Genomic DNA, 25,954 nt, shown 5'->3' with positions numbered 1-25,954 from the left:
GCTGCGGAGCCCGATTTCCAGGGCTCTACGCGCGTGGGTCCCCTTCTGTCCCGGAGATTTCACGGCGGCAGGCGCCATCCGGGTCCGCGCAGACCACGGAACCGAATGCGCCGGTTCCGATTTTGGCGAAGTTGTCCACCGAGCCGGTACCTGGCGCGAAATAGCCGGTGTGGCTCTTGGCGCCGGCGGAGGAGAGCAGCCGGGCGCCGAAGTCCGGCGACACCGGATCCGCCCCGTGGCCGAGCCCCCCGACCTCCAGGTGCGGTACGTCCTCGATCCAGTCCCCCTCGTCGCGCATGGCCCACACCCGGGCGGAGGTGCCCAGGTCGGACACGTTCTCCGCGCGCATGCCGGGGCTGCCCGCCACCGCCACGTCCGTGACCCGGTCCGGCAGTTCGTGCGCGGCCACCCCGCACACCACCGAGCCGTAGCTGTGGCAGAACAGCGCCACGCTCGAATCCCCGGGCAGGGACACGGCCAGGGACCTCAGCCGGACGGCGCCGTCGACGGCCAGCCGTCCGGTGGCCGCGTCCATGCCGACCCCGGTGGGCGCCGTGTAGTCGGCCCAGGCGATCACCGCGGTCCTGGCCTCCGGAGCGGCCGCGCGCTGGGCCTCGTACAGGGACTCGGCCATGCCGACGGGTGCGGTGAAGCGCCGCTGCGTGCGTTCGAAGGTGATGAGGTCGGTGTCCACGCCGGGGACGATCACCGAGACCCGGCGGGCCCGGTCGAGGTCGCCGAAGACCTCGGCGACGCGGCCGCCGGCGGTCGGGTCGAAGGCGAGGATCTGCCGGCCGGGCTCGGCGAGCGACGCGAAGCGGTGGGCGCGGCGCCCCGCCGCCGCGCGGTCGGCCGGGGTCAGCCCGACGTCGTGGCTGCGCGCCGCCTCGATCCGGCCGGCCTGCTCCAGACCGCGCAGGTTGGCCCGGTAGCGCGTCGGGACGGGCGCCCCGTCCAGATTGCCCACGACCAGGGGGTAGCCGTCGGCCAGCCGGGCCCGCTGGGCGCCGTCGAGCCCGGCGAAGAAGCGGGCCACGGTACGCACGGGGGAGTCGGCGGGCGGTACCGGCCGGCCGTTGATCCGGGCGGAGGCCCAGGCCGCGAGCGCGGCGGCCCGCAGGGGGGTCCCGGACTCGGGGCGGTGCACCGCGGTCCAGCCGGTGGTCGCCAGCATGACGAAGACCACCGCGAGCGCGAGCAGGGTGCGCAGGGCGGCGGGGTGCGGGGCGGTTCGGGAGGCGGCGGGGAGGGCGGGGCCGGGCAGTTTCACTGGGACCAGCGTAGGAGACCCCACCGCCTGACGGCACGCCGGGTGACACGCTTCACGGGGCCGGCCGGCCCCGTCGGCGAGGCGGTCAGGACGGCCGGAGCCGGTCCGCCGGAGCGCAGGCGGGGGGCTGCGCGGCGGCCGGCGGACGGCTCCAGCCGGCCGCCAGCGCCGGGCCGATCTGGTCGAGGTACGCCTCGGTCATCCGCCGGATGGCGGCCACGCTGGTGTCCTCGCCCTGTCCCCAGAGCCGCCCGGTGACCCTCATCACCCCGGAGAAGGCGGCGACCGCCACCCGCGGCCTCGGGTCGGTGTCCACGTCGAGTCCCTCCCGGGCCGCGATCAGCCGGGAGATCCGCTCCTCCAGCTCGGCCGAGCGGCGCAGGTGCACGGCCAGCAGCGCCGGGGTCGACTCGATGAGCCGGTAACTGCGCATGTAGAGGTCCACGGGGACCGCCTCGGAGATGGCCTCCTCGACGGTGTCCCAGGCGGCCAGCACGGCGTTGCGCATCGCTTCGAGCGGGCCCTCGGCGGCCGGCCGGGAGCCGAGTTCGGCGTAGAAGTGGGACTCGACCAGGTCCTGGACCGCGAAGGCGACCTCCTCCTTGCTGGCGAAGTAGCGGAAGAAGGTGCGCTGGGAGACCTCCACGGCGTCGGTGATCTCGTCGACGGTGGTCCGTTCGTACCCCTGGGAGACGAACAGGAGCAGGGCGGCCCGCAGCAGGGCGTCCCGGGTACGGCGCTTCTTGCGTTCGCGCAGTCCGGCCACCCGGCCCGCCATCGGCCGCTCGTCGGTCATCACGCTGGGGTCCTTCCCTGTCCGCGCCGGCGTCCGCGTCCTGGCGGGGTGCGTCCGGGTCCGCGCCCCCGTCCGGACGCCGATCTGACGCCGGGTGAGCGGTCAGGGTACCTGTGACCGACGTAACAGTGGCCGTCCCGCTCACCCGTCTGTGAAGTGTCAGTCGCTGTCACTAGCCTGTCCGCATGACTGGTCAGATCACCGTCGGCGATCAGGTACCCGCCAAGGAACCGGCTCCGGCACCCGTCCGGTCCGGACTGCGCGGTCACCCCTGGCTGACCCTCTTCGCCGTCGCGATCGGCGTCATGATGGTCACCCTGGACGGCACGATCGTCGCCGTCGCCAATCCCGAGATATCCAGGGAACTCGGCGCCTCCCTGGCCGAGGTGCAGTGGATCACCAACGGCTACCTGCTCGCCCTCGCGGTGTCCCTGATCACCGCGGGCAAGCTCGGTGACCGCTTCGGCCACCGGCAGACCTTCCTCGCCGGCATCGCGGGCTTCGCCGTGTCCTCCGCAGCCATCGGCCTCTCCGCCGGCGTCGAGCTCGTCATCGGCTTCCGCGTGGCGCAGGGCCTCTTCGGCGCGCTGCTGATGCCCGCCGCCCTCGGCCTGCTGCGCGCCACCTTCCCCGCCGAGAAGCTCAACATGGCCATCGGCATCTGGGGCATGGTCATCGGCGCCTCCACCGCCGCCGGCCCCATCGTCGGCGGCCTGCTCGTCGAGCACGTCAGCTGGCAGTCCGTCTTCTTCATCAACGTGCCCGTCGGCATCGTCGCCCTGCTCTTCGGCCTGGTCATCCTGGTCGACCACCGGGCCGAGAACGCCCCGCGCTCCTTCGACGTCCTCGGCATCCTGCTCCTGTCCGGCGGGATGTTCTCGCTGATCTGGGCACTGATCAAGGCCGCGGAGTGGGGCTGGGGCGACTCCAGGACGCTCCTCTTCCTGGCCGCCGCCGTGCTCTGTTTCGGGTTCTTCACCTTCTGGGAGAGCAGGGTCACGGAACCGCTGATCCCGCTCGGCATGTTCCGCTCGCTCCCGCTGTCCGCGGGCACCGTACTGATGGTGCTGATGGCCTTCGCCTTCATGGGCGGCCTGTTCTTCGTCACCTTCTACCTGCAGAACGTCCACGGCATGAGCCCCGTCGACAGCGGCCTGCACCTGCTGCCGCTGACCGGCATGATGATCATCGGCTCGCCGCTGGCCGGCGCCGCCATCACCAAGGCCGGGCCGCGGATCCCGCTGGTCGCCGGCATGGTGGCCACCGCCGCGGCCTGCTTCGGAATGGCGCAGCTCACCCCCGGCACCGGCACTCCCGCCATGTCCTTCTGGTTCGCCCTCCTCGGCCTCGGTCTCGCGCCGGTCATGGTCGGCGCCACCGAGGTGATCGTCGGCAACGCCCCGCTGGAGCTCTCCGGTGTGGCCGGCGGGCTCCAGCAGGCCGCCATGCAGGTCGGCGGCAGCCTCGGCACCGCAGTCCTCGGCTCCGTCATGGCCTCCACGGTCAGCAGCTCGTTCGGGGACAGGTGGGCGGCGGCCCAGCTGCCCCCGCTCGCCCCCGAGCAGCAGGAGCTCGCCGAGATGGGCGTCCAGGTGGGCCTCGCCCCGGTGACTTCGAAGACCCCCGAACCGGTCGCCGAGGTGATCACCGGGGTCGCGCACGACACCTTCGTGTCCGGCATGAGCACCGGCTTCACCGTCGCGGGCGCGGTCGCGGTCCTCGCCGCCGTCGTGGCCTGCTTCACCAAGCGCGGGGAGAACGCGGCCGCGGGCGCAGGCACGGCCCACGTCTGAGCCGAAGCCCCGCACGGGCGTCAACCCCGTACGCACCACAGCCCCGCCGGACGGTTCCGGCGGGGCTGTCGCCTATCAGGGTGGACCCGGCCCAGACCCCTTCCGCCCGCCCGTCCTCGCAGGTCAGCGTGGTGTCGTCGGCGCTCCGGAACCGTCCGGGGCGCCCTTCGTCCACAAGGAGTTGACCCGTCATGCGTACGTGTCGCACGACCCGCGCCGACAGCACCCGCGCCGGCACCCCCGTCAGCAGCACCCGCGTCAGCACCGTCCTGGCCGCCGCCGCGCTGGCACTCACCGCCCTCATCCCCGGTACCGCCACCCACGCCCACGCCGCGGGCCCGCCGACCCTCGGCACCTGCGCCACCGGGCAGCTGTGCCTGTGGGCGAAACCGGAGTTCAAGGGCGCCCGGCAGACCCACGAACTGAGCACCCTGGACATCAACAGCTGCACCGCGCTCCCCGCCGGCACCAGCGCCCAGTCCCTCACCAACCGCACCGGCCGCCCGGTGACCACCTACCAGTCGGCGGAGTGCGCCGAGACCGGCGAGTTCCAGACCTACCCGGGCGACGGGGTGTGGCTGCCCCAGTCGCCCTACCAGGTACGGGCGTTCAAGGTGTGGGAGCGGTAGCCCCGCGCGGCGCCGGGGCGCCCGGCCGGCCGGCCGGCCCGCCGCCCAGCCGGGCGACCTCGACGCGCAGCGCCCGTACCTCCGCCTGGAGCTCCTGGAGGGCGGCCAGCTGGAGCCGCTCCGCCTGGTCGTCACGCTCGAAGCGGGAGATGAACCAGGCCGCGATGTTCGCGGTGACCACACCCAGCAGGGCGATCCCGGACAGCATCAGGCCGACGGCCAGCACCCGGCCCAGGCCGGTGGTCGGGGAGTGGTCGCCGTACCCGACCGTCGTCATCGTCGTGAAGGACCACCACACGGCGTCGCCCAGGTTCTTGATGTTCCCGCCGGGGGCGTCCCGCTCCACGCTCAGCACCGCCAGCGAGCCGAACATCAGCAGCCCCACCACGGCCCCGGCGACGTACGTCGTCAGCCGGACCTGGGGCGCCATCCGGGCCCGCCGGCCCACCAGCAGCAAGGTGGCGACCAGCCGCAGCAGCCGCAGCGGCTGGACGAGCGGCAGCACCACCGCCGCCAGGTCCAGCCAGTGCGTGCGCACGAAGTGCCGGCGGTCCGCGGTGAGGCCCAGCCGGACCAGGTAGTCGCCGGCGAAGACGCCCCACACCGCCCACTCCACGTAGCTGCAGGCGCGGTGCACGCCCGCACCCGCGTCCGGGGCGACGATGGGCACGGCGTACGCGACGGCGAAGGCCACGGCGAACAGGAGCAGCGGGGCCTGGCTCCGCCGCTCCCACCGCAACTGGCGGGAGGGTTCCTTCATGCGGAGCATCGTAAGGAACCCCCGGAAGCGAGGAGACCCCCGGCCTCGGCCAGGGGTCACCTCATGCCACGGGGCAGCCGGCGTCAGGCGTCGCCGCCCGCCGCGCCCGGATCCGCCGCGGCCACGTCGAGGAGCTGGTACCGGTCGATGGCCTGCTTGAGCACCGACCGGTCGATCTTCCCCTCCTTGGCGAGCTCGGTGAGCGTCGCCAGGACCACCGACTGGGCGTCGATGTGGAAGAAGCGCCGGGCCGCACCACGCGTGTCCGCGAAGCCGAAGCCGTCCGCACCCAGCGAGGTGTACGCGCCGGGCACCCACCGCGAGATCTGGTCCGGCACCGCACGCATCCAGTCGGACACCGCCACGAACGGACCCTCCGCCCCGGACAGCTTGCGCGTCACGTACGGGACGCGCTGCTCCTCCTCCGGGTGGAGCAGGTTGTGCTCCTCCACCTCGACGGCCTCGCGCCGCAGCTCGTTCCAGGAGGTCGCCGACCAGACGTCCGCCCGGACGTTCCACTCCGCGGCCAGGATCCGCTGCGCCTCCAGCGCCCACGGCACCGCCACGCCCGAGGCCAGGAGCTGCGCCCCGATGGCGCCCGAGGCGCCCGCGGACACCTTGTGGATGCCCTGGAGGATGCCGTCCACGTCCACGTCGGCCGGCTCGGCCGGGTGCTGGATCGGCTCGTTGTAGACGGTCAGGTAGTAGAAGACGTCCTCCGCCTCCGGGCCGTACATCCGGCGCAGACCGTCCCGGACGATGTGCGCGATCTCGTAGCCGTAGGCCGGGTCGTACGCGACGCAGCCCGGGTTCGTCGACGCCAGCAGCTGGGAGTGACCGTCGGCGTGCTGGAGACCCTCACCCGTGAGGGTGGTCCGTCCGGCGGTCGCGCCGAGGACGAAACCGCGCGCGAGCTGGTCGGCCATCTGCCAGAACTGGTCACCGGTGCGCTGGAAACCGAACATCGAGTAGAAGACGTACACCGGGATCAGCGGCTCGCCGTGCGTGGCGTACGCCGAACCCGCGGCGATCAGCGAGGCCGTGCAGCCCGCCTCCGAGATGCCGTCGTGCAGCATCTGGCCGGTCGGCGACTCCTTGTACGCGAGCAGCAGGTCGCGGTCGACCGCCTCGTACTGCTGGCCGAGCGGGTTGTAGATCTTGGCGCTCGGGAAGAAGGCGTCCATGCCGAAGGTGCGGTACTCGTCGGGCGCGATCAGCACGAAGCGCTTGCCGATCTCCTTGTCCCGCATGAGGTCCTTCAGGATGCGGACGAAGGCCATCGTGGTGGCGATCGACTGCTGCCCCGAACCCTTCTTCGCCGCCGCGTAGGCGGCGTCGCCCGGCAGCTGCAGCGGCTTGGCGCGCACCACGCGCGTCGGCACGTAGCCGCCGTGGGCGCTGCGCTGGTCGTGCATGTACTGGATCTCGGGGGAGTTGCGGCCCGGGTGGTAGTACGGCGGCGCGCCGTTCTCCAGCTGGGAGTCGGTGATCGGGATGTGCAGGCGGTCACGGAAGCGCTTGAGGTCGTCGACCGTCAGCTTCTTCATCTGGTGCGTCGCGTTGCGGCCCTCGAAGTTCGGGCCGAGCGTCCAGCCCTTGACCGTCTGCGCCAGGATCACCGTCGGCTGGCCCTTGTGGGCCTTGGCCGCCGCGTACGCCGCGTACACCTTCTTGTGGTCGTGACCGCCGCGGCCCAGGTGCTGGATCTGGTAGTCGGTCATGTTCTCGACCATCGCGCGCAGCCGGTGGTCGCCGCCGAAGAAGTGCTCGCGGATGTACGCGCCCGACTCGGTGGCGTACGTCTGGAACTGCCCGTCCGGGGTGGTGTTCATCTTGTTGACCAGGATGCCGTCGCGGTCCTGGGCCAGCAGCGGGTCCCAGGAACGGTCCCAGATCAGCTTGATCACGTTCCAGCCGGCGCCGCGGAACTGCGACTCCAGCTCCTGGATGATCTTGCCGTTGCCGCGGACCGGGCCGTCGAGGCGCTGGAGGTTGCAGTTGACCACGAAGGTCAGGTTGTCCAGGCCCTCACGGGCGGCGATCGACAGCTGGCCGAGGGACTCCGGCTCGTCCATCTCGCCGTCGCCGAGGTACGCCCAGACGTGGGACCTGGAGGTGTCCGCGATCCCGCGCGCCTCCATGTACCGGTTCATCCGGGCCTGGTAGATCGCACCGAGCGGGCCGAGGCCCATCGAGACGGTCGGGAACTCCCAGAAGTCCGGCATCAGCCGCGGGTGCGGGTAGCTGGAGAGCCCGTACGGAGCCTTCGACTTCTCCTGCCGGAACGCGTCGAGCTGCTGCTCGGAGAGCCGGTCCAGGAGGTAGGCGCGGGCGTAGATGCCTGGGGAGGCGTGGCCCTGGAAGAAGATCTGGTCGCCGCCGTCGCCCTCGTCCTTGCCCCGGAAGAAGTGGTTGAAGCCCACGTCGTAGAGGGAGGCCGAGGACGCGAACGTGGCGATGTGGCCGCCGACGCCGATGCCGGGGCGCTGCGCGCGCGAGACCATGACGGCCGCGTTCCACCGGGTGGCGTTGAGGACCTTGCGCTCGATCTCCTCGTTGCCGGGGAAGAAGGGCTCGTCCTTCGTGGCGATCGTGTTGACGTAGTCCGTGCTGCGCATCTCGGGCACGGCCACGCGCTTCTCGCGGGCCCGCTCGATCAGCCGCAGCATCAGGTAGCGGGCGCGTTCACGTCCCCGCTCGTCGACGGCGGCGTCCAGGGAGTCGAGCCACTCCTGCGTCTCCTCCGGATCGAAGTCCGGGACCTGACTCGGCAGGCCGCCAATGATGATCGGATTGCGATCGGATGCGGAAGCCACGCTGTTCCTTCGCTGTCGGGGGGAGTCGTGTTGAAGCCGTATCGGGGGGCGCCGCCTCCCATGGTCTTACGCTCGGCTTCAATCGTCACCTTTACCACTGGGTAATCCCTGGAGTCGGAGGAAGGCTCCGGAGGGATGACGACCAGGAAGAACGTTCAAACCGCAACTTTACCCCCAAGTCGGGCAACCATTTCGTAAGGCCGTTCGTCCCTCAAACAGGTAGGAAGTCCTCAAGCCGTGCCGAATGAGCTGGAATGCTGTGGGATGAATCACCAGGGACGTGGACGGGGAGGCTGAAAGTTGCGGCGAGACGGCCGCAATCGTCACCGTTTCGACGGTCTCGGCGGCCGGGTACTTGCGCGATCCGCCGCGCCCGTGTGGACTACGTCCAATGCTGCGCGTACGCGCGCCGCCCAAGACATTCACCGAACATGAGCAGGAGGCACCCCGTGAGCGCGACCGCGGACCACGCGGAGAACCTGGCCGCCCGGCTGGGTTTCCAGTCCGAACAGGTGGTCCAGGAGATCGGCTACGACGACGACGTCGATCAGGAATTCCGTGATGTCGTTGATGAGCTCGTCGGCGACCTCGTCGACGAGGACTACGACGACGTCGCCGACGCCGTGCTGCTGTGGTTCCGGGAGGACGACGGCGATCTGGCGGACGCACTGGTCGATGCCACCGAGCTGATCGAGGACGGCGCACTGATCCTGCTGCTGACCCCCAAGACGGGCCGCCCCGGCTACGTCGAGGCCAGCGACATCAAGGAAGCCGCGGAGACCGCCGGTCTCTCGCTGGCCAAGGGCGCCCCCGTCGGCAAGGAGTGGGCCGCCACCAAGCTGGTGACGCCCAAGACAGCCGTCAAGTCCAAGCGCTGAGCCGCGCCCCGCAGCCGAGCGGACCCGTAGAACGCACCCCGTCGACCCCGGTCGGCGGGGTGTACGCGTCTAGGGTGGTCCCACCCGAACAGCCCAACGCAGTGATGCAGGAAACGAAGGGAAGCGAGAGATGGCGATCGAGGTCGGCAGCAAGGCCCCGGACTTCGAGCTGAAGGACAACCACGGTGCCACCGTGCGGCTCTCCGACTTCCGGGGGGAGAAGGCCGTCGTGCTGCTCTTCTACCCGTTCGCCTTCACCGGCGTCTGCACGGGCGAGTTGTGCGAGCTGCGCGACCAGCTGCCGCGCTTCCAGAACGCCGACGTCCAGCTCCTCGCGGTCTCCAACGACTCCGTGCCGACCCTGCGCGTCTTCGGCGAGCAGGAGGGCCTGGAGTACCCGCTGCTGTCGGACTTCTGGCCGCACGGGGAGACCTCGCGCGCCTACGGCGTCTTCGACGAGGACAAGGGCTGCGCGGTCCGCGGCACCTTCATCATCGACAAGGACGGCGTGGTGCGGTGGACTGTCGTCAACGGACTGCCCGACGCACGTGACCTGAACGAGTACATCAAGGCCCTCGACAGCCTCTGAGGGGCCCCCGCACGGTTCCGTGCGAAAACCGCCAGCAGGGCGGGAACCCGTCACTAGGATCGGAACGTTGATCCGGTAGCAACCGCACGACGGGGCTCCGCCCCACACATGAACCCAATGGAGGACCCGTGGGAGTCAGCCTCAGCAAGGGCGGCAACGTCTCGCTGACCAAGGCCGCGCCTAACCTGACGGCGGTCATCGTCGGTCTCGGCTGGGACGCTCGCACCACCACCGGTGTCGACTTCGACCTCGATGCCAGCGCGATCCTGACCAACGACCAGGGCAAGGTCGCCAGCGACGCGAACTTCGTGTTCTTCAACAACCTGAAGAGCCCCGACGGCTCCGTCGAGCACACCGGCGACAACACCACCGGTGAGGGCGAGGGCGACGACGAGGCGATCAAGGTGAACCTCGCCGGCGTCCCGGCCGATGTCGCCAAGATCGTCTTCCCGGTCTCGATCTACGAGGCCGAGAGCCGCCAGCAGAGCTTCGGCCAGGTCCGCAACGCGTACATCCGCGTCGTGAACCAGGCCGACAACACCGAGCTCGCCCGCTACGACCTCTCCGAGGACGCCTCGACGGAGACCGCCATGGTCTTCGGCGAGCTCTACCGCAACGGCGCGGAGTGGAAGTTCCGCGCCATCGGCCAGGGCTACGCCTCCGGCCTGCGCGGCATCGCGCAGGACTTCGGCGTCAACGTCTGAGCCGAGAGCAGTTCACCCGTCCGGCGCCGTGCACTGTGTGTACGGCGCCGGACCCGCTTCACCCGCCGCACCTGCTCCGCCTGTTCCATCCGTTCCAGCTGTTCCCGCCGTTCCCGTCACACCGTCGTCCGGGGAGGACCACATCATGGGCGTCACACTCGCCAAGGGGGGCAATGTCTCCCTGTCCAAGGCCGCACCGAACCTCACCCGGGTTCTGATCGGCCTCGGATGGGACGCGCGCTCGACCACGGGAGCCGACTTCGACCTCGACGCCAGCGCGCTGCTGTGCAACAGCGGCCGCGTGCTCGGGGACGAGTACTTCGTCTTCTACAACAACCTGAAGAGCCCCGAGGGCTCCGTGGAGCACACGGGGGACAACCTCACGGGCGAGGGTGACGGCGACGACGAGTCGATCGTCATCGACCTCACCAAGGTGCCCGAGCGCGTGGACAAGATCGTCTTCCCGGTCTCGATCCACGAGGCGGACAGCCGCCGCCAGAGCTTCGGCCAGGTCAGCAACGCCTTCATCCGCGTGGTGAACCAGGCGGACGGCCAGGAACTGGCCCGCTACGACCTCTCCGAAGACGCCTCCAGCGAGACCGCGATGATCTTCGGCGAGGTCTACCGCTACGGGGGCGAATGGAAGTTCCGGGCGGTGGGGCAGGGGTACGCGTCGGGCCTCCGGGGCATCGCTCTAGACTTCGGGGTCAACGTTTCGTAAAGCGGTACAAGACGATGGGGTGCCAGTGGTTCTCAAAACCTTCGGCTGGTCGTTCGCAGTCACTGCGCTCGGTCTGGTCGCAGCGGTGTTCTACGGGGGGTGGGCCGCCTTCGGGATCGTGGCGATCCTGTCGGTCCTCGAGATCTCGCTGTCTTTCGACAACGCGGTGGTCAACGCCGGGATCCTGAAGAAGATGAATGCCTTCTGGCAGAAGATCTTCCTTACCATCGGCATCCTTGTCGCGGTGTTCGGCATGCGACTGGTCTTCCCTGTCGTGATCGTCGCCATCAGTGCCAAGATCGGGCCCATCGAGGCGGTGGACCTGGCACTCTCCGACAAGGACATGTACCAGCAGCTCGTCACGGACGCCCACCCGTCCATCGCCGCCTTCGGCGGCATGTTCCTCCTGATGATCTTCCTCGACTTCATCTTCGAGGACCGTGACATCAAGTGGCTCGCCTGGCTCGAGCGTCCGCTCGCGAAGCTCGGCAAGATCGACATGCTGTCCGCGTGCGTCGCGCTGATCATTCTGGCCGTCACCTCGATGACCTTCGCCGCCAACGCCCACCAGCACGGCGGCATGCACGTGGACAAGGCGCAGACCGTCCTGATCTCCGGTGTCCTCGGCCTGATCACCTACATGGTCGTGGGCGGCCTCTCCGGCTACTTCGAGAACAAGCTCGAGGAAGAGGAGGAGGCCGAGCACGAGGCCGAGGAGGAGTCGAAGCGGACGGGCAAGCCCGTCTCGGCCGTCGCCATGGCCGGCAAGGCCGCGTTCTTCATGTTCCTCTACCTCGAAGTCCTCGACGCCTCGTTCTCCTTCGACGGGGTCATCGGCGCCTTCGCCATCACCAACGACATCGTGCTCATGGCCCTGGGCCTCGGCATCGGTGCCATGTACGTCCGGTCGCTGACGGTCTACCTGGTCCGCCAGGGCACCCTCGACGACTACGTCTACCTGGAGCACGGCGCGCACTACGCCATCGGCGCGCTCGCCGTGATCCTGCTCGTCACCATCCAGTACGAGATCAACGAGTTCATCACCGGCCTCGTGGGCGTCGTCCTGATCGGCTGGTCCTTCTGGTCCTCGGTGCGCCGCAACAAGCGCCTGGAAGCGGAGGGTGCCGCCGCCGAGGCATGACCGCGGCGGTAATGCGGAACGCTCCATCTGCGGGGCGGCCGACGGGGTCCACGGACCCGGCGGGCCGCCCCGCTTCCGTACGTACGCATCAGGGGGGTAGGGGATGGGCTTCTTCGACGGCATCCTGGGCAGCCGTGCCGTGCAGTTCCAGTCGGGCAGCGCCTCGTCGAACGCGATCGAGCTGACCAAACGACATCCGACGGTGTCGCTCACCAAACAGGGGGCGGTCCACGGCAATCTGCGCGTGAACCTGTCCTGGCGGATGCGCACCTCGGACATCAGCGGCCGCTCCGGCCAGAGCGGCCAGCTCTTCCGGCACCCGTTCAAGCTGTTCAAGCCCGAGATGGTGCAGGCGCACACCCAGGGCATGGTCAACGTCGACCTCGACATGGGCTGCCTGTACGAGCTGACCGACGGCAGCCGGGGCGCCGTGCAGCCGCTGGGGAACCTGCTGGGGGACCTGAACGACCCGCCGTACGTCAAGCTCAGCGGGGACGACCGGTTCGGCTCGGCGTCCGGGGAGACCCTGTACGTCAATCTCGACCACGCGGACGAGATCAGGCGGCTGCTGGTCTTCGTCTACATCTACGACCAGACCCCGGCCTTCGACCGGACGCACGCCATGGTGACCCTCTACCCGGTCACCGGGCCGCGGATCGAGATCCCGCTGGACGAGCGGCAGCCGCAGGCCCGCTCCTGCGCCGTGGTCTCCCTGGAGAAGGTCAAGGGCGAGCTCGTCGTGCGGCGCGAGGTGAAGTTCGTGTACGGGTTCCAGGCCGAGCTGGACCGGCTGTACGGCTGGGGACTCCAGTGGGGGCGGGGCTACAAGAGCACCAAGGCCTGAGGGGGGCCGCCGCCCGGCCGGCGGTGGTGCGGGCGGTGCGGGCGGGCGGCCGGGGCTCAGCGGCGGATGAACTGGGGGCCCTGCACGGGCAGCCGGAAGGACGGGTCGCCGCCTGGGCCGGGCACCGGGGCCGGGGAGACCGGCTGCGGGTAGCCGTACGCGGGCTGTTCGGCCGGCGGGGCCTGGGTGGGCGGCGCCGGGTTCCGGGGGACCGGCGGGGCCATTGCGGCCGTCTGCTCGGCGGTGGGCCCGGCCGCCGGGCTCGTGCCCTGTGCGCCGTCGCCGTCCGGGGCGTTCTCGTCGACGGAGATCCCGTGGTCGGTCGCCAGCCCGACCAGACCGTTGGAGTAGCCCTCGCCCAGCGCGCGGAACTTCCACCCCTCGCCCCGGCGGTACATCTCCCCGCAGATCAGCGCCGTCTCCGCGCCGGTCTCGGGCCGTACGTCGAAGTAGGCCAGCGGTTCGCAGGCGCCGGTCGCGGTGGCGTCGTAGAGCAGGATCCGCAGGTCGCGCACCCGCTCGAAGGGGACGTCCTCGGCGGAGGCGACCACGAGGATCCGGTCCACCGCCCGGGGCACGGCGCGCAGGTCGGCCTGGACGGCGTCGGTGATCCCGTCGCCGAGCTGCTTCTTGCCCAGGCGCCACACGGCCCCCGAGGGGTGGCGGGGCTGGTTGTAGAAGACGAAGTCCTCGTCGGACCCCACGCGGCCGTCCGGGCCCACCAGGAGCGCGGAGGCGTCCACGTCCGGTACGTCGGGGCCGTCGGTCCAGCGCAGCACCGCCCGGACCGCCACGGCGGTCACCGGGATGTTCGAGCCCTTCTGCATCGCGTGCGTCATGCCCGTCATCCTGCCCTCCCGGGGTGGAGCGGGACAATGCGGCCCCCCGTAGGGCCTTGTATCGAATGCGCAGACCTGGGCATGGTGCAAGAGGGTTACCTGAACTTCATGTGCTCGAGGAACTCTTGACTCACGTTCGTACGTACTATTACCGGCCATGCCAGTTGGGCCGCCGAGGCAGTACGGGGGAAGCACATGCGTCACTTCGGGCACATATCGCCCACGGTCCGTAAGGACCTCTTCCACCAGGAACCGGCCGAGTTCACGGCCGCCTCGCCCGCCCGGGTCCTCGCAGCCGCGCTGGGCGCCACGCTCTACAGCCCCGCCACCCGCCCCCGGCTCGCCGCGGACATCCGCAAGCAGGCGGGCCGCGGAGTCGTCTCCATGGTCCTCTGCCTGGAGGATTCCATCAGTGACGGCGACGTGGCCGGAGCCGAGGAGAACCTCGTCCGGCAGTTCGCCGAGCTCGACGCGGACCCCGCGGAGCTCCCCCTGCTCTTCATCCGGGTCCGCACGCCCGAGCAGATACCCGACCTGGTGCGCCGCCTCAAGGGCTCCGCGGGACGACTGGCCGGATTCGTACTCCCCAAGTTCACGGAGAGTCGCGGTACCGCCTTCCTCGACGCCGTGGCCCAGGCGGAGGCCGCCGCCGGGACGGCCCGCCTGTATGCCATGCCGGTCCTGGAGACCCCCGAGCTGCTCCACCTCGAAACCCGCGTCGAAGCCCTTGCGGGCATCTCCCGCACCGTCAACGCCCACCGGGAGCGGGTCCTGGCCCTGCGGCTCGGCGTGACCGACTTCTGCTCCGCCTACGGCCTGCGGCGCACCCCCGACATGACCGCCTACGACGTCCAGATCGTGGCCGGCGTGATCGCGGACGTCGTCAACGTCCTCAGCCGCGCCGACGGCACCGGCTTCACCATCACCGGCCCGGTGTGGGAGTACTTCCGCAGCCAGCAGCGCCTCTTCAAGCCCCAGCTGCGCCGCAGCCCCTTCCTGGAGGAGGGCGTGGAGGAACTGCGCACCGCGCTGATCGAGCACGACCTCGACGGACTCCTGCGCGAGATCGAACTCGACCGGGCCAACGGACTGATCGGAAAAACCTGCATCCACCCCGCGCACGTCACCCCCGTGCACGCCCTGTCGGTGGTCTCCCACGAGGAGTTCAGCGACGCCCAGGACATCCTGCGCCCCGAGAGCGGCGGTGGCGGGGTGATGCGTTCCGTTTATACGAACAAAATGAACGAGGTGAAGCCCCACCGGGCCTGGGCCGAGCGCACCATGCTGCGCGCCGAGGTCTTCGGTGTGGCGAAGGAGGAGGTCGGCTTCGTCGACCTCCTGACGGCCGGGCTGCAGGTCTGAGCGGGCCGTTGACGAAACAGACGAGGAAAGGCAAGACGATCGAAGCAGTGTGGTCGGGAACCTGGGTCGCGGACCGGCTGGGCGTGCGCCTGGAGGAGGCCGCCGAGCCGGGCTCACCGCCCCTCGCGGACCTGCTCGGGCTGGCCCTGCGGCGCAACCCCAAGCGGGCGCACCTGCTCGTCTCGCAGGTGCTGGGCAAGCACGTCCCGCAGTCCCCGCGGACCGTGTACGCGGCCGGGTACGGGCTCGGCGAACGCGTCCGCGCGCTCCTCGGCGACGAGGCCGCCGCCCGCGCGGTGGTCCTCGGCTACGCCGAGACCGCCACCGGGCTCGGCCACTGCGTGGCCGACGGCCTGGGCCACGCCCCCTACCTGCACTCCACCCGCCGGCCCGTGCCGGGCCTGCGGCCCGCGGGCGGCTTCGAGGAGGCGCACTCCCACGCCACCTCGCACCTGCTGCTGCCGGAGGACCCCGCGCTCCTCGCGGGCAGCGGGCCGCTGGTCCTCGTCGACGACGAGTTCTCCACCGGCAGCACCGTCCTGAACACCATCCGCGACCTGCACGGCCGCCACCCCCGTGCGCACTACGTGGTCGTCGCCCTCGTCGACATGCGCTCCGGGGCCGACCGCGACCGGCTCACCGCCTTCGCCGCCGAGATCGGCGCACGGGTCGACCTGGTCGCCCTGGCCTCCGGCACCGTCCACCTTCCCGAGGGTGTCCTGGCCAAGGGTCAGGCCCTGGTCGAGGCGCACGAACCAGCCGCCGGGGACGGCCCCGGCACGGCAGGCCGGGCTTCCGGAGGCGGGCAGGGGCGGCCCGAGAGCCGCCCGGCGCCCGAGTCGCGGGACGGGGCCCCGGCGGACGGCCCGGCGCCGGTCACCCGCGTCGCCCTGGACTGGCCCGCCGGGCTCCCCGACGGCGCCCGGCACGGCTTCGCCCCCGCCCACCGGGCCACCCTGGAGGCGGCCCTGCCCGCGATGGCCGCCCGGCTCGCGGACGCGCTCGGAGCCGGACCCGGACGGGTCCTCGTACTCGGCAACGAAGAGCTGATGTACGCGCCGCTGCGCCTCGCGAAGGCCCTGGAGGAGTCCGGGGCGGCCCGCGAGGTCCGCTTCTCCACCACGACCCGCTCGCCGGTGCTCGCCGTCGACGACCCCGGCTACGCCATCCGCAGCCGCCTCGTCTTCCCCGCCCACGACGCGCCGGCCGACGGCCCCGGTGACCGGTACGCCTACAACGTCGCGGGCGCCGGGTTCGACACCGTCGTCGCCGTCGTCGACTCGGCCGGCGACACCCCCGAGCTGCACGCCGGACTGCTCGCGGCCCTCGCCCCGCACACCGGCCGGGTCCTGCTGGCCGTCGTCCCTTCCTACGTACCCGGCGCCCCCGGCGTACCCGACCGGCGGGAGCCGATCATGACCGAGCCCCTGCGCGGCCCCGCCTTCTCCTCGTACGCCCCCGAGGACGTCGGCTGGCTGCTCCAGGACTTCTCCGACGTCGAGCTGGAGGCCCCCACCGAGGAACGCGAGGAGGCCATCCAGGCGGGCGGCGCCCACTACGCCGAATCGCTCCCCGTCGAGTACCAGCCGTCCCCGCAGTACCAGGAGCTCTACCGCAGCGCCCTGTCCGCCTCCGCCGCCCGCATCGCCAGGGCCGTCGGCACGGTCACCGAGACCGTCCTGGCCGAACGGTCCCCGTCGCCCGTCCTGGTCTCGCTGGCCCGCGCCGGAACCCCCGTCGGCGTGCTCATGCGCCGCTGGGCCCACGCACGGCACGGCCTCGACCTCCCGCACTACGCCGTCTCCATCGTGCGCGGCCGCGGCATCGACGCCAACGCCCTGCGCTGGCTGGCCGCCCACCACGACCCGGCCGACATCGTCTTCGTCGACGGCTGGACCGGAAAGGGCGCCATCACCCGCGAGCTGAAGGCCGCGCTCGGCGAGTTCCCCGGTTTCGACCCGGAGATCGTCGTGCTCGCCGACCCCGGCTCCTGCGTATCGACCTACGGCACCCGCGAAGACTTCCTCATCCCTTCGGCCTGCCTCAACTCCACCGTCTCCGGACTCATCTCGCGTACGGTTCTCAGGTCCGACCTCGTCGGACCCGCCGACTTCCACGGCGCGAAGTTCTACCGCGAGCTGGCCGGGGCCGACGTCTCCGCCGACTTCGTCGCCACCGTCGCCGCCCACTTCGACGACGTGGCCGAAGCGGTCGACGACGAGGTCAAGGAACTGCTGGCGGCCGACCGCACCCCCACCTGGGAGGGCTGGGCGGCGGTGGAGCGCATCAGCGAGGAGTACGGCATCCACGACGTCAACCTGGTCAAGCCCGGCGTCGGCGAGACCACCCGGGTCCTGCTGCGCCGGGTCCCGTGGAAGATCCTCGCCCAGCGGGGCGCCGGGGCCGACCTGGACCACGTACGCCTGCTCGCCGACCAGCGCGGGGTCCCCGTGGAAGAGGTCGACGGACTGCCGTACACCTGCGTCGGACTCATCCACCCGCGATACACGCGCGGCGCCACCGGCGCCGACGGAAAGGCTGTGGCCTCGAAGTGACCGTCCTGATAGCCAGTGACCTCGACCGCACGCTCATCTACTCGGCGGCCGCCCTCGGCCTGACCATGCCCGACCCGGTGGCCCCGCGGCTGCTGTGCGTCGAGGTCCACGAGAGCAAGCCGCTGTCCTACATGACCGAGACGGCGGCCGGCCTGCTGGCGGAACTGACGGCCGACCCGTCGGTGGTCTTCGTCCCGACGACGACACGGACCCGCAAGCAGTACCAGCGCATCCGCTTCCCCGGACGCCCCGCCCGGTACGCGATCTGCGCCAACGGCGGCCAGCTGCTGGTCGACGGCGTCCCGGACCGGGACTGGCGGCGGCAGGTCGCCGCCCGCCTCGCCGAGGAGTGCGCCCCGCTGGAGGAGGTCCACGCCCACCTGCTGGCGACGGCCGATCCGGCCTGGCTGCGCAAGGCCCGCCTCGCCGAGGACCTCTTCGCCTACCTGGTGGTCGAACGCGTCCTCGTCCCCGACGAATGGCTCAAGGCCTTCGCGAGCTGGTGCGAGGCCCGCGGCTGGGCCGTCTCCCTCCAGGGCCGCAAGATCTACGCGGTCCCGCGCCCCCTCACCAAGAGCGCGGCCATGCACGAGGTGGCCCGCCGCACGGGCGCCACCACGAGCCTCGCCGCCGGCGACTCCCTCCTCGACGCCGACCTGCTGCTCGCGGCCGACGCCGGATGGCGCCCCGGCCACGGCGAGCTGGCCGACGCGCAGTGGACGGCCCCCACGGTCACCGCCCTGCGGACGGCGGGTGTCCTCGCGGGCGAGGAAATCGTCCGGGCATTCACCACGGAAGCCGCGAGGCTCGGCACACTGGGCGCATGACCAAGGGCAACAGCACCAAGATCACCGACGAGCTGTACCAGTACATGCTCGACCACAACCCCCCGCTGGACGTTGTCCAGCGGCGGCTGGTCGCGACGACCTACGAGAAGTTCCCGGACGTCGCCGGCATGCAGTCCGCGGAGGAGCAGGGCCCGCTGCTGGCCTTCCTGGTCCGGCTGACCGGGGCACGCCACATCGTCGAGGTCGGCACCTTCACCGGCTTCTCCACCCTGTCCATGGCCCAGGCCCTACCGGCCGACGGCCGCCTCATCGCCTGCGACGTGTCCGAGGAGTGGACGGCGTACGGGCGCGAGGCCTGGGAGGCCGCCGGCGTCGCGGACCGCATCGACCTGCGCATCGCCCCGGCCCTGCAGACCCTCCGCGCCATGCCCGCCGAACCGCACGTCGACCTGGCCTACCTGGACGCCGACAAGGAGAGCCAGATCGCCTACTGGGAAGAGCTCGTGCCCAGGCTGCGCCCCGGCGGCCTGATCGTCACGGACAACACCCTGTACCACGGCACGGTCCTCGACGAGTCGGCCACCGGCTCGGCGGCGGGGGTCCGCGCCTTCAACGAACACGTCGCGGCGGACCCCCGCATGGACTCCGTCCTGCTGGCGATCTCGGACGGCCTCACCCTGTCGCGCAAGCGCTAGCGCCGGCGGAGGTGCCGGCGGCCGCCGGCACGGCGGGCGAACCGGTGCCGACGGCCCGCGGTTCAGCCGCAGCCGCCCCCGCCGCAGCAGCCGCCCCCGCCACCGCCGCCCATGGCGGGCGCGGCGGGCGCGCTGCTGCTCCCGCCGACGGCGACCGCCGACAGCAGCTTCACGGTGTCGGCGTGGCCCGCGGGGCAGTCGGCGGGCGCGGAGGACTCGGCCATCGGACGGCTGACCTCAAAGGTGTCGTCGCAGGTCCGGCAGCGGTATTCGTATCGAGGCATGCGGCCAAGACTAGAACGTTCTCCCGGCCGTGCGGGCGCGTTGCTCCCGAGCCGCCCGGTCCGGGTGCCGGGCACGCCAGTACGGATTGTCGTGCGGCAGGGCACTGCCCACCCGCCCGTACATGCCGAACCACATCAGCATCACGCCGACGACGAAACTGAACAGCACGTTCTGGATCCTGAACGCCAGGAAGTTCAGGCTGGTGTCCAGCAGGGCAAGATTCACGAACCCGCTCGCGATGAACAGCAGACCCAGCACGATGTTCAGGGTCGAGGCGAAGGTCCCGCCCACGACCATCCCGTAGCAGAGCAGCAGACCGACCCCGATCGACAGGACGCTCAGCGCCCCGTTCGTGTTCAGCGTCAGGACCGTGTCCCCGCCGGTGTCGAAGAACCCGATCCGGTCGATCAGGCCCAGGATGCCGAAGAGGACCAGCAGCAGCCCGGTCAGGCCGGCGCCGACCCGGTAGACCACGCTCAGCTTGTGATCGGCGGGCAGGTGCTCGTCGAGCCGGGCGTTGACAGGACGCATGAGGCGTCGCACCAGCCCGTGGGAGGCCTGCGGTGCATGGGTCGCATAGGGCTCGTGGGCCACGTACGGCGCGTAGTGCTCATGGGGCTCATGGCATCCGTAGAGCGCATGAGGTGCGTAGGACTCCCGCCGCACAGGGACAGGGGGTGCCTGGCGGGCGCGGGACGCACGAGACCTGTGGGAGGAGCGAGACCAGTGGAAAGTGTGGGCAGCCATACCGCCCTCCTCTGCTCCGTTCAAGGCACCTTGCAGACATCCTGCAGGCACCTCCCGGGCGCCTTTTGCCGTTCAGGCACCTTCCAGCATCCGCCGCCCCCGCATCCGGGACAAGTCGGTCAGCCCGTCCCGTCAGCGGAGCCGTCGGCGGGGCCGGTCCGCGGTGCCGTCCGCGGTGCGGGTCAGCGTGCCGTCAGCCGTGCCGGTCCGCGGGGCGTCCGCGGTGCCGCCCGGGGTGCCGGTCTGCGCTGCCGCCCGGGGTGCCGGTCCGCGGTGCCCTCCCGGTGCTGTTCGGCTCAGGCGTGCCCGAGCTGGTCCCGGATCTCGGAGACCACCCGGTTCACCGCGCCCCGTACGTCCTCCATCTCCTGGAGGAAGGCCCAGTAGTCCGGGTGCCGCCCCTCCAGCGCGGCCAGGGCCCGGCCCACCCGCGCCACCGCCGCGTCCAGCGGACCCGCGTGCCGGGGGTCGGGCACGCTGCGGCCCGCCATCGCCAGCCGCTGCGCATCCCGGATCGCGAACCTGGTCCGGTCCACCTCCGCCTGCGGATCCCGCGCCACCGCCTCCAGCCGCGTCAGCCGGTCCTGCGCCGCCGACACCGCCTCGTCCGTGGCGCCCAGCGAAGCCCGGACCGCCTCGATCAGCGCCCCCACGTCGGCCCAGCGCTGCTCCTCCCGCGCCCGGGCCGCCTCCCGCAGCTGCTCCTCGGCCCGCGCGACATCCCGTACAGCCCCGTCCGGAACCTGCTGGAGGTCCTGCCAGCAGGCCGCACTGAACCGCCGGCGCAGCTCGCTCAGGACCGGATCCACCCGCTCCGCCCGGTTGCGCAGCGCCTGTGCCCGCGTCCGCAGGCTCACCAGCCGCCGGTCGATCTCCGCGGCACGCTCCGGCAGCCGCGCGACCTCCGCCCGTATCGCCTCCGCGTCCCGCAGGATCCGGTCGGCCCGCTGCACCGTCGCCTGCACGCCGTGGAGCGCGGCCCCCTGATTGAGCAGCGTCAGCTCGGGCCCCAGCGCGGCCAGCCGCGCGGCCAGGTCATCGGCCCGCATCCCCTGCGCCCGCGCCGCGTCCAGCGCGTCACTCGCGGCCAGCAGCGCAGCCCTGGCCCGCTCCCGCGCCGGAGCCACCCGCGCGAGCTGCGTCTCCGCCTTGTCCAGCAGCGGCTGCAACCCCTGCGCGAACCGGTCCAGCTCCGCCTTGACCCGTACCAGTTCGTCCCGCGCCCGGGTCAGCTCCTGCATGGCCCGCGCCGCGACCGAGGCCTCCAGCTCGGGCCGGTCCAGATCGTGCGCGTCCACCGCCTCGATGTACACGTGACTGACCTCGTCGATGCGCTGCCCGAGCGCGGCGAACCGCTCGCCCGCCTGCCGCCCGGCGGGCGAGCCGTCGGCGGCCGCGATGGTCTCGACCGAGATCCGCAGATCCCGCTGCGCGGTGTCCAGCTCGTAGAACGCGGCGGCGGCGGCATCCTTCGCCGCCTGCGCGTCGGCCCGCCGACTCTCGTCCCGCCCACCGAACCACCGCCGGGATGCCGTCGTCACAATCCCTCTCCCGTACCCCGTCGTCCGCCCATGCCCCGCTCCCATTCTCCCCCACAGGTACGGGTTTGCGTGGGGGGTAGGCCCGCCATGTAGGCTGTCCACTCATCCACGGGTGTGTAGCTCAGGGGTAGAGCGCTGCTCTTACAAAGCAGATGTCGGCGGTTCGAAACCGTCCACGCCCACCAGCACGAAGGCCCCCCGCCGATCATGGCGGGGGCCTTTTGCATGCTGCGGGGTGGGCATCGGGGGGCTCAGGTGGCGGTCGCCGGCCGGGGTGCTCGTGCCGGGGGCTCGGTGCCGCCCATGTCCAGGCGGAACGGCGGGTACTTGTCCGTCATCAGGAATGCGTAGACGACCACCCGCAGCCCCCAGCGCATCAGGCCCATCAGAAGGTCGAACAGGCCGCGCGGGTAATTCCCCGTGGACGCCAGGATCACCACCGCGACGAGCGAGAGCAGGCCGATGAGCCCGGAGGAGAACGGGCTCCAGTCCTCCACGTACCGGAAGGTGCTCCAGCCGCTGGTGACCAGCATCGTGATCACCAGGAACTGCGGGACGACCAGCAGCCACTTGACCAGGACCAGCCCGCGGGAAAGCCGCTCGGGATAGGCGAGGTCGATGCGGACCGGGTAGTCGGGCACGTCCTTGAGCGTGAACGGAGGGTACGCGTCGGTCGCGAGCACCGCCGACGAGTAGTAGTTGACCCGTGTGCTCCATCGGATGACGCCGACGTTGAAGTCGAAGAGCGGCCGGGGATAGCGGCCCGTGACGAGGATGCAGAAGAACGCGCCGACGCTCAGCAGGAGGAACCCGATCTGCAGGAAGAACAGGACGATGTAGTGCGGGATGGCGAGTATCCACTTCACCAGCCACATCCATCGGGTGAGCCGCGGATCCGGGGCCGCTTCGACGGACAGGGGGTGGGAGGGGGTCGCGAGCATTGCTGTCACGTCCTTTCGGAAGGTGTTCGAGCCGTGCCTCCATTAGGGGTGGGAACACGCACCGGGACATGTCCCTGGATTCCGTGCCAGGGGAACACGTGACTTGACGGATGGCGACGGCGATGACCGGCGGATCCCCGGAGCAACCGATTCCGTCGCTGTTCCGGCGGCTCGCGCACGTACCGCTCCGGCCGGCCCCGGCCGTCTACGGGTCCTCCCGGAGCCGATGCGCCGTCGCCACAGCCGCCGGTCGGGGAACGGCCCGCCCCGGGCGGTGATTTCGACGCCCTGGAGGGCTGCGCCGCGGCGCGGGCGGGCGGGAGCCGGCGTGGCTCCATGGACGAACCTCGGGTCACGGTGCGGGTCTCCGCGGGCGAGGCCGTGATCCGGGCCGATGCCGAAGGGCTGCGGGCGCTCGCCGAGCGGATCCTCAGCCTCACCGGACCGGGCCTCGAACGGGACGACTCGCTCCAGCCGCCCCGGCCGCCTTCAGGCGACAGGCCCCCGGCCGGTGGGGCCGGGGGCCTGGTGTGGCCTGGTGTGCAAGGGGGCAGGTCAGGCGTTGGGGCGCTTGCCGTGGTTGGCCTTCTTCTTCTTGCGGGCGCGCCGCTTGTTGCCTCGCTTGGCCATGGTGCACCTCTCCCTCGTACGGGAACTGCCGTGCCCTCGCCAGTCTAGGTTCGGTGCCGGGAGCCCGCATCAGCGGTCTTGGCCGCGCCGCCCGGCCGTGGGATCGTCGGCGCATGGGCGAGTGGCTCGCGTGGGGTGGGGCGGTCGTGGCCGTGGTCGCGGCCCTGGTGCTGCTGGAGCGGGCCTCCGGGGCCGGCTTCGAGCGGAAGCGGGCGCAGGAACGGGCCCGGCTGCAGGCCCAGGTCGGCACACAACCCGAACCCGAACCCGCATCCGACATCGGCGGACCGCACCCGACCTTCCGCGACGTCGGCGGGATCCCGCACACCCCGGCCCGAACCGGCGACCGCAGGGACGACTTCACCCCCCTCCTCGTCGAGTACTACGCCTACGGACTGACCCAGGCACGGAGCAGCTTCGCGACCAGCCAGCGCTTCGCCGGGGTCGGCGCCGCGATCCTGCTCTTCGGGGTGGGGCTGGCCGTGTGGAAGGCCGAGACCAGCGGAGACCTGTACCTGGGCGTCACCACCAGCTCCGTGGGACTGGTGGTGGCCCTGGTCGGGCAGCTCTTCCACCGCAGGGCCGATACCGCGCTGCGGCACATGGCCGACCAGACCGCCTCGCTCCGCGACGACCGGCGGGCCGCCGAGACAACGCAGCAGGCCATCGCCCTCCTGGAGGAGGTCTCGGACCCCGTGCTGAGGTCCCGCCTCCAGGCCGGGCTGATCCTGAAACTGTCCGGGGCCGAGCTGCCCCCGTGACGGGACCGGCGCGGGATAGTGGGGGTATGTGCCGTTCCATCAAGACCCTGCGCCCGCCCGCCATCCCCGAGAAGGCCACCGAGGAGGAGATCCGCGCCGCCGCCCTGCAGTACGTGCGCAAGGTGTCCGGCTTCCGGGTCCCCGCCGCGCACAACCGCGAGGTGTTCGAGGAGGCCGTGGACGCGGTCGCCGAGGCCACCCGGCTGCTGCTCGAAGGAGTGCACGTACGCGGGCAGACCGCCGCCGTGTGACGGGCCCGGCCGAGCGGGCACGCCGTCACGTGGCGGCGGTCGGTGGCGCCGGTCGCCCGTCGAGCGGTTCGGCTGTCGTGCCGTGGCCGCGGCGAGGGCGGGCCGTCGCTACCGGTGGGCGGGTGTGCCGTCAGGCCGCCGTGTGGGCGCGGCGGCGCAGCAGCCACACCCCGGCGCCGAGCGCACCCGCGACCAGGACGCCGCCCGCCGCGATCTGCCCCGGGCTCATCGAGCCGATGCTGCCGCCCGTACCGCCACGCGCCGCGCCCGGGGTGACCTGCAGCGAGACGGTGACGCGCTGGCCGCCCGCACCGCCGCACTCGAAGGTGACGCGGTGGGTGCCCGGGTTGGCGTCGCGGTAGACGGTGGCGCTGCCGAAGAGGTTGGTGGCCTCCAGGTTGCCGGGGATCAGCTGGACGTCGCCGAAAGCGGTCGACGTAGCTCTCCCGGTCTTGGTGCCGCAGCCCGCGACATTGAGGCCCACCCGCCCGCCAGGCGCCACGGTGCTGGGCGAGACGGAGGCGGTGGGCGCGGCGTGGGCGACGGTGGCGACGACAGGAGTGGCGGCGGTGGCGACGAGGGCCGCGGCCGCGGCCTTCATCAGGCGGCGGGACACTGCGCGGGGCGTTGCATGCGTCTTGGCGGGCATGGAGAGAACTCCTCGGGCTCCTCGAAACGGCGCGGCCAGGGCACGGATGTGACGCGGATTCGGTTGCGCACCGTGCTAGGGAGGCTAGGAGCCGGGCCCGGCGGCGGCGATCGGGGTCGGGTGAACGGGTGAGGCACTGCTCCGCCCGGGGGACCCGCCCGCCCGGAAGCGGCACGGGGCGGCGTACGGGCGCCTGCGGCTGCCACGCGGCGTACGGGGCTCGGGGCGGTCCGGCGCGGCGTACGGGACCTGCGGCGGTCCGGCGCGGCGGCGGGACCGTCCGGTCAGGCCGTCGGGGTGGCGGCGGCCGGGGCCGGGCGGCGTACGAGGAAGGCGGCCAGGGCGCCCGCCGCGAACAGCGCGACGAGGGACAGCGCGGTGCCGAGCCACTGCGTCCCGAGCCACTGGGTGCCGAAGTAGCCCAGGGCCACGCTGTAGCCCGCCCAGGCCATGCCGGCCAGGACCGACCAGGGCAGGAACTCCGTCACCTTGCGGTGCGTCTTGCCCGCGCCCAGGGAGACCACGGAGCGGCCTGCCGGAGCGAAGCGGGCGATCACCACGAGGGCGCCGCCACCCCGGGCCAGGGCCGTGCCGAGGCGCTCGTGGGCCCGGGTCAGCCGCCGGGACCGGGCGATGGCCCGGTCCAGCCGGGCCCCGCCCCGGCGGCCCAGCCGGTACGCGGCCATGTCACCCAGCACCGAGGCGGTGGTGGCGATCACGAGCAGCGCGAGGATGTCCGGCACCTGCGTGGTCACCGGCACCGGTCCGGCCGCCCCGGCGGCCGCCGCCGCGGCCGCTGCCGTGATCACCAGAACCCCGCTCGGCAGCACCGGCAGGAAGACGTCGAGCACGACGGACAACGCCACGAGGGCGTAGATCCATGGGCTCGTGGTCAGCGACCCCAGCGTCTCAAACACAGCGGGACTCCCCAGTCCGGTTGACGTTCTGCGGCACGAAGCGCCGCGACGT

General features: G+C 71.7%; 26 protein-coding genes and 1 tRNA gene. 15 read left to right on the top strand and 12 right to left on the bottom strand.

The genetic code is table 11. The features are described 5' to 3' along the window. Positions 1–25 precede the first annotated feature (25 nt). Together ACFWUZ_RS15535 and ACFWUZ_RS15530 are read right to left on the bottom strand one after the other, a co-directional pair. Positions 26–1,174 (bottom strand): alpha/beta hydrolase, encoded by a 1,149-nt coding sequence (locus ACFWUZ_RS15535; protein WP_384372617.1) that lies wholly within the window; start codon positions 1,172–1,174, stop codon positions 26–28. 181 nt (positions 1,175–1,355) lie between these two features. Continuing rightward, a complete protein-coding gene (locus tag ACFWUZ_RS15530; protein ID WP_384372615.1) occupies positions 1,356–2,066 on the bottom strand; it encodes a TetR family transcriptional regulator in 711 nt (236 codons plus the stop codon). A 185-nt stretch (positions 2,067–2,251) separates the two neighbouring features. Between ACFWUZ_RS15530 and ACFWUZ_RS15525 the strand changes: the two genes are divergently transcribed. Then, on the top strand, positions 2,252–3,859 hold the full coding sequence (locus tag ACFWUZ_RS15525) for a DHA2 family efflux MFS transporter permease subunit (protein ID WP_384372298.1): 1,608 nt from the start codon (positions 2,252–2,254) through the stop codon (positions 3,857–3,859). A gap of 191 nt (positions 3,860–4,050) precedes the next feature. Next, positions 4,051–4,488, top strand: a complete 438-nt coding sequence (locus tag ACFWUZ_RS15520) for a peptidase inhibitor family I36 protein (protein ID WP_384372296.1) — start codon at positions 4,051–4,053, stop codon at positions 4,486–4,488. Here the strand turns inward: ACFWUZ_RS15520 and ACFWUZ_RS15515 are convergent. Beyond that, positions 4,469–5,248: a potassium channel family protein gene (locus ACFWUZ_RS15515; RefSeq protein WP_384372294.1), complete on the bottom strand. Its 780-nt coding sequence runs from the start codon at positions 5,246–5,248 to the stop codon at positions 4,469–4,471. The genes ACFWUZ_RS15520 and ACFWUZ_RS15515 overlap by 20 nt on opposite strands. A gap of 83 nt (positions 5,249–5,331) precedes the next feature. Next, positions 5,332–8,064, bottom strand: coding sequence for a pyruvate dehydrogenase (acetyl-transferring), homodimeric type (gene aceE / locus ACFWUZ_RS15510; protein WP_384372293.1), 2,733 nt, complete (start codon positions 8,062–8,064; stop codon positions 5,332–5,334). A gap of 449 nt (positions 8,065–8,513) precedes the next feature. On the opposite strand from aceE, the gene ACFWUZ_RS15505 reads away from it, so the two are divergent. The 6 genes from ACFWUZ_RS15505 to ACFWUZ_RS15480 all read left to right on the top strand — a co-directional run bounded on the left by ACFWUZ_RS15505 (position 8,514) and on the right by ACFWUZ_RS15480 (position 12,941). After that, positions 8,514–8,942, top strand: coding sequence for a DUF3052 domain-containing protein (locus ACFWUZ_RS15505; RefSeq protein ID WP_384372291.1), 429 nt, complete (start codon positions 8,514–8,516; stop codon positions 8,940–8,942). Between the two features lie 130 nt (positions 8,943–9,072). Further along, positions 9,073–9,531, top strand: a complete 459-nt coding sequence (locus ACFWUZ_RS15500; protein ID WP_384372289.1) for a peroxiredoxin — start codon at positions 9,073–9,075, stop codon at positions 9,529–9,531. Between the two features lie 128 nt (positions 9,532–9,659). Further along, entirely contained in the window at positions 9,660–10,235 is a 576-nt protein-coding gene (locus ACFWUZ_RS15495) for a TerD family protein (RefSeq protein WP_008739115.1), read from the top strand. 145 nt (positions 10,236–10,380) lie between these two features. Next, positions 10,381–10,956: a TerD family protein gene (locus ACFWUZ_RS15490; RefSeq protein ID WP_384372286.1), complete on the top strand. Its 576-nt coding sequence runs from the start codon at positions 10,381–10,383 to the stop codon at positions 10,954–10,956. 25 nt (positions 10,957–10,981) lie between these two features. Next, positions 10,982–12,097 carry a DUF475 domain-containing protein gene (locus ACFWUZ_RS15485; RefSeq protein ID WP_384372285.1) on the top strand — a complete coding sequence of 372 codons (1,116 nt, stop codon included), beginning with the start codon at positions 10,982–10,984 and terminating at the stop codon, positions 12,095–12,097. A 103-nt stretch (positions 12,098–12,200) separates the two neighbouring features. Then, positions 12,201–12,941 carry a Tellurium resistance gene (locus tag ACFWUZ_RS15480; RefSeq protein ID WP_384372283.1) on the top strand — a complete coding sequence of 247 codons (741 nt, stop codon included), beginning with the start codon at positions 12,201–12,203 and terminating at the stop codon, positions 12,939–12,941. Positions 12,942–12,997: 56 nt separating this feature from the next. On the opposite strand, the gene ACFWUZ_RS15475 is transcribed toward ACFWUZ_RS15480, so the two are convergent. Next, positions 12,998–13,780: a TerD family protein gene (locus ACFWUZ_RS15475; protein ID WP_384372281.1), complete on the bottom strand. Its 783-nt coding sequence runs from the start codon at positions 13,778–13,780 to the stop codon at positions 12,998–13,000. Positions 13,781–13,975: 195 nt separating this feature from the next. On the opposite strand from ACFWUZ_RS15475, the gene ACFWUZ_RS15470 reads away from it, so the two are divergent. Genes ACFWUZ_RS15470 through ACFWUZ_RS15455 form a run of 4 tightly spaced genes read left to right on the top strand, consistent with a single transcriptional unit; the run spans position 13,976 to position 19,180 of the window. After that, the gene (locus ACFWUZ_RS15470; protein WP_384372279.1) at positions 13,976–15,142 is read left to right on the top strand and encodes an HpcH/HpaI aldolase/citrate lyase family protein; all 1,167 of its coding nucleotides are present in this window, start codon (positions 13,976–13,978) and stop codon (positions 15,140–15,142) included. Between the two features lie 38 nt (positions 15,143–15,180). Next, positions 15,181–17,697 carry a phosphoribosyltransferase gene (locus ACFWUZ_RS15465; protein WP_384372613.1) on the top strand — a complete coding sequence of 839 codons (2,517 nt, stop codon included), beginning with the start codon at positions 15,181–15,183 and terminating at the stop codon, positions 17,695–17,697. Next, complete coding sequence (locus ACFWUZ_RS15460; protein WP_384372277.1) at positions 17,694–18,524, top strand: HAD family hydrolase; 831 nt, start codon at positions 17,694–17,696, stop codon at positions 18,522–18,524. Before ACFWUZ_RS15465 ends, ACFWUZ_RS15460 begins: the two co-directional genes overlap by 4 nt. Then, positions 18,521–19,180 carry an O-methyltransferase gene (locus tag ACFWUZ_RS15455; protein ID WP_384372275.1) on the top strand — a complete coding sequence of 220 codons (660 nt, stop codon included), beginning with the start codon at positions 18,521–18,523 and terminating at the stop codon, positions 19,178–19,180. Before ACFWUZ_RS15460 ends, ACFWUZ_RS15455 begins: the two co-directional genes overlap by 4 nt. A 62-nt stretch (positions 19,181–19,242) precedes the next feature. On the opposite strand, the gene ACFWUZ_RS15450 is transcribed toward ACFWUZ_RS15455, so the two are convergent. From ACFWUZ_RS15450 to ACFWUZ_RS15440, 3 genes are all read right to left on the bottom strand, one after another. Then, on the bottom strand, positions 19,243–19,464 hold the full coding sequence (locus ACFWUZ_RS15450) for a zinc ribbon domain-containing protein (RefSeq protein WP_384372273.1): 222 nt from the start codon (positions 19,462–19,464) through the stop codon (positions 19,243–19,245). Positions 19,465–19,474: 10 nt separating this feature from the next. Then, the gene (locus ACFWUZ_RS15445) at positions 19,475–19,996 is read right to left on the bottom strand and encodes a DUF4383 domain-containing protein (protein WP_384372271.1); all 522 of its coding nucleotides are present in this window, start codon (positions 19,994–19,996) and stop codon (positions 19,475–19,477) included. Positions 19,997–20,508: 512 nt separating this feature from the next. Then, the gene (locus tag ACFWUZ_RS15440) at positions 20,509–21,798 is read right to left on the bottom strand and encodes a hypothetical protein (RefSeq protein WP_384372269.1); all 1,290 of its coding nucleotides are present in this window, start codon (positions 21,796–21,798) and stop codon (positions 20,509–20,511) included. 65 nt (positions 21,799–21,863) lie between these two features. Between ACFWUZ_RS15440 and ACFWUZ_RS15435 the strand changes: the two genes are divergently transcribed. Continuing rightward, positions 21,864–21,938: transfer RNA gene (locus ACFWUZ_RS15435), tRNA-Val, on the top strand. 66 nt (positions 21,939–22,004) lie between these two features. Here the strand turns inward: ACFWUZ_RS15435 and ACFWUZ_RS15430 are convergent. Beyond that, positions 22,005–22,694, bottom strand: a complete 690-nt coding sequence (locus ACFWUZ_RS15430) for a DUF4389 domain-containing protein (protein ID WP_384372267.1) — start codon at positions 22,692–22,694, stop codon at positions 22,005–22,007. Between the two features lie 555 nt (positions 22,695–23,249). Next, the gene (locus ACFWUZ_RS15425; protein ID WP_100661309.1) at positions 23,250–23,324 is read right to left on the bottom strand and encodes a 50S ribosomal protein bL37; all 75 of its coding nucleotides are present in this window, start codon (positions 23,322–23,324) and stop codon (positions 23,250–23,252) included. 113 nt (positions 23,325–23,437) lie between these two features. Here ACFWUZ_RS15425 and ACFWUZ_RS15420 point away from each other — a divergent pair, with 113 nt between their 5' ends. Both ACFWUZ_RS15420 and ACFWUZ_RS15415 read left to right on the top strand, forming a co-directional pair. Beyond that, positions 23,438–24,085 carry a hypothetical protein gene (locus tag ACFWUZ_RS15420; RefSeq protein WP_384372265.1) on the top strand — a complete coding sequence of 216 codons (648 nt, stop codon included), beginning with the start codon at positions 23,438–23,440 and terminating at the stop codon, positions 24,083–24,085. 26 nt (positions 24,086–24,111) lie between these two features. Continuing rightward, positions 24,112–24,336, top strand: coding sequence for a DUF2277 domain-containing protein (locus ACFWUZ_RS15415; protein WP_384372263.1), 225 nt, complete (start codon positions 24,112–24,114; stop codon positions 24,334–24,336). A 130-nt stretch (positions 24,337–24,466) separates the two neighbouring features. Here the strand turns inward: ACFWUZ_RS15415 and ACFWUZ_RS15410 are convergent, their stop codons facing one another. Continuing rightward, positions 24,467–24,985, bottom strand: coding sequence for a hypothetical protein (locus tag ACFWUZ_RS15410; RefSeq protein ID WP_384372261.1), 519 nt, complete (start codon positions 24,983–24,985; stop codon positions 24,467–24,469). Between the two features lie 284 nt (positions 24,986–25,269). Beyond that, entirely contained in the window at positions 25,270–25,902 is a 633-nt protein-coding gene (locus ACFWUZ_RS15405; protein ID WP_384372259.1) for a DedA family protein, read from the bottom strand. Between the last annotated feature and the right edge of the window lie 52 nt (positions 25,903–25,954).

Origin of the sequence: Streptomyces sp. NPDC058646 (assembly GCF_042716875.1) — a bacterium.
Taxonomy (GTDB): domain Bacteria; phylum Actinomycetota; class Actinomycetes; order Streptomycetales; family Streptomycetaceae; genus Streptomyces.
This window is presented reverse-complemented; position numbering and strand designations above follow the sequence as displayed.

Coding starts and splice junctions, on each gene's coding strand:
- ACFWUZ_RS15535 (WP_384372617.1), bottom strand. CDS start 1,174: ATGCTGGCGACCACCGGCTGGACCGCGGTGCACCGCCCCGAGTCCGGG.
- ACFWUZ_RS15430 (WP_384372267.1), bottom strand. CDS start 22,694: ATGCTCGCGACCCCCTCCCACCCCCTGTCCGTCGAAGCGGCCCCGGAT.
- ACFWUZ_RS15475 (WP_384372281.1), bottom strand. CDS start 13,780: ATGACGCACGCGATGCAGAAGGGCTCGAACATCCCGGTGACCGCCGTG.
- ACFWUZ_RS15445 (WP_384372271.1), bottom strand. CDS start 19,996: ATGCGTCCTGTCAACGCCCGGCTCGACGAGCACCTGCCCGCCGATCAC.
- ACFWUZ_RS15530 (WP_384372615.1), bottom strand. CDS start 2,066: ATGACCGACGAGCGGCCGATGGCGGGCCGGGTGGCCGGACTGCGCGAA.
- ACFWUZ_RS15455 (WP_384372275.1), top strand. CDS start 18,521: ATGACCAAGGGCAACAGCACCAAGATCACCGACGAGCTGTACCAGTAC.
- ACFWUZ_RS15470 (WP_384372279.1), top strand. CDS start 13,976: ATGCGTCACTTCGGGCACATATCGCCCACGGTCCGTAAGGACCTCTTC.
- ACFWUZ_RS15420 (WP_384372265.1), top strand. CDS start 23,438: ATGGGCGAGTGGCTCGCGTGGGGTGGGGCGGTCGTGGCCGTGGTCGCG.
- ACFWUZ_RS15480 (WP_384372283.1), top strand. CDS start 12,201: ATGGGCTTCTTCGACGGCATCCTGGGCAGCCGTGCCGTGCAGTTCCAG.
- ACFWUZ_RS15440 (WP_384372269.1), bottom strand. CDS start 21,798: ATGGGAGCGGGGCATGGGCGGACGACGGGGTACGGGAGAGGGATTGTG.
- ACFWUZ_RS15410 (WP_384372261.1), bottom strand. CDS start 24,985: ATGCCCGCCAAGACGCATGCAACGCCCCGCGCAGTGTCCCGCCGCCTG.
- ACFWUZ_RS15515 (WP_384372294.1), bottom strand. CDS start 5,248: ATGAAGGAACCCTCCCGCCAGTTGCGGTGGGAGCGGCGGAGCCAGGCC.
- ACFWUZ_RS15525 (WP_384372298.1), top strand. CDS start 2,252: ATGACTGGTCAGATCACCGTCGGCGATCAGGTACCCGCCAAGGAACCG.
- ACFWUZ_RS15500 (WP_384372289.1), top strand. CDS start 9,073: ATGGCGATCGAGGTCGGCAGCAAGGCCCCGGACTTCGAGCTGAAGGAC.
- ACFWUZ_RS15520 (WP_384372296.1), top strand. CDS start 4,051: ATGCGTACGTGTCGCACGACCCGCGCCGACAGCACCCGCGCCGGCACC.
- ACFWUZ_RS15450 (WP_384372273.1), bottom strand. CDS start 19,464: ATGCCTCGATACGAATACCGCTGCCGGACCTGCGACGACACCTTTGAG.
- ACFWUZ_RS15490 (WP_384372286.1), top strand. CDS start 10,381: ATGGGCGTCACACTCGCCAAGGGGGGCAATGTCTCCCTGTCCAAGGCC.
- ACFWUZ_RS15415 (WP_384372263.1), top strand. CDS start 24,112: ATGTGCCGTTCCATCAAGACCCTGCGCCCGCCCGCCATCCCCGAGAAG.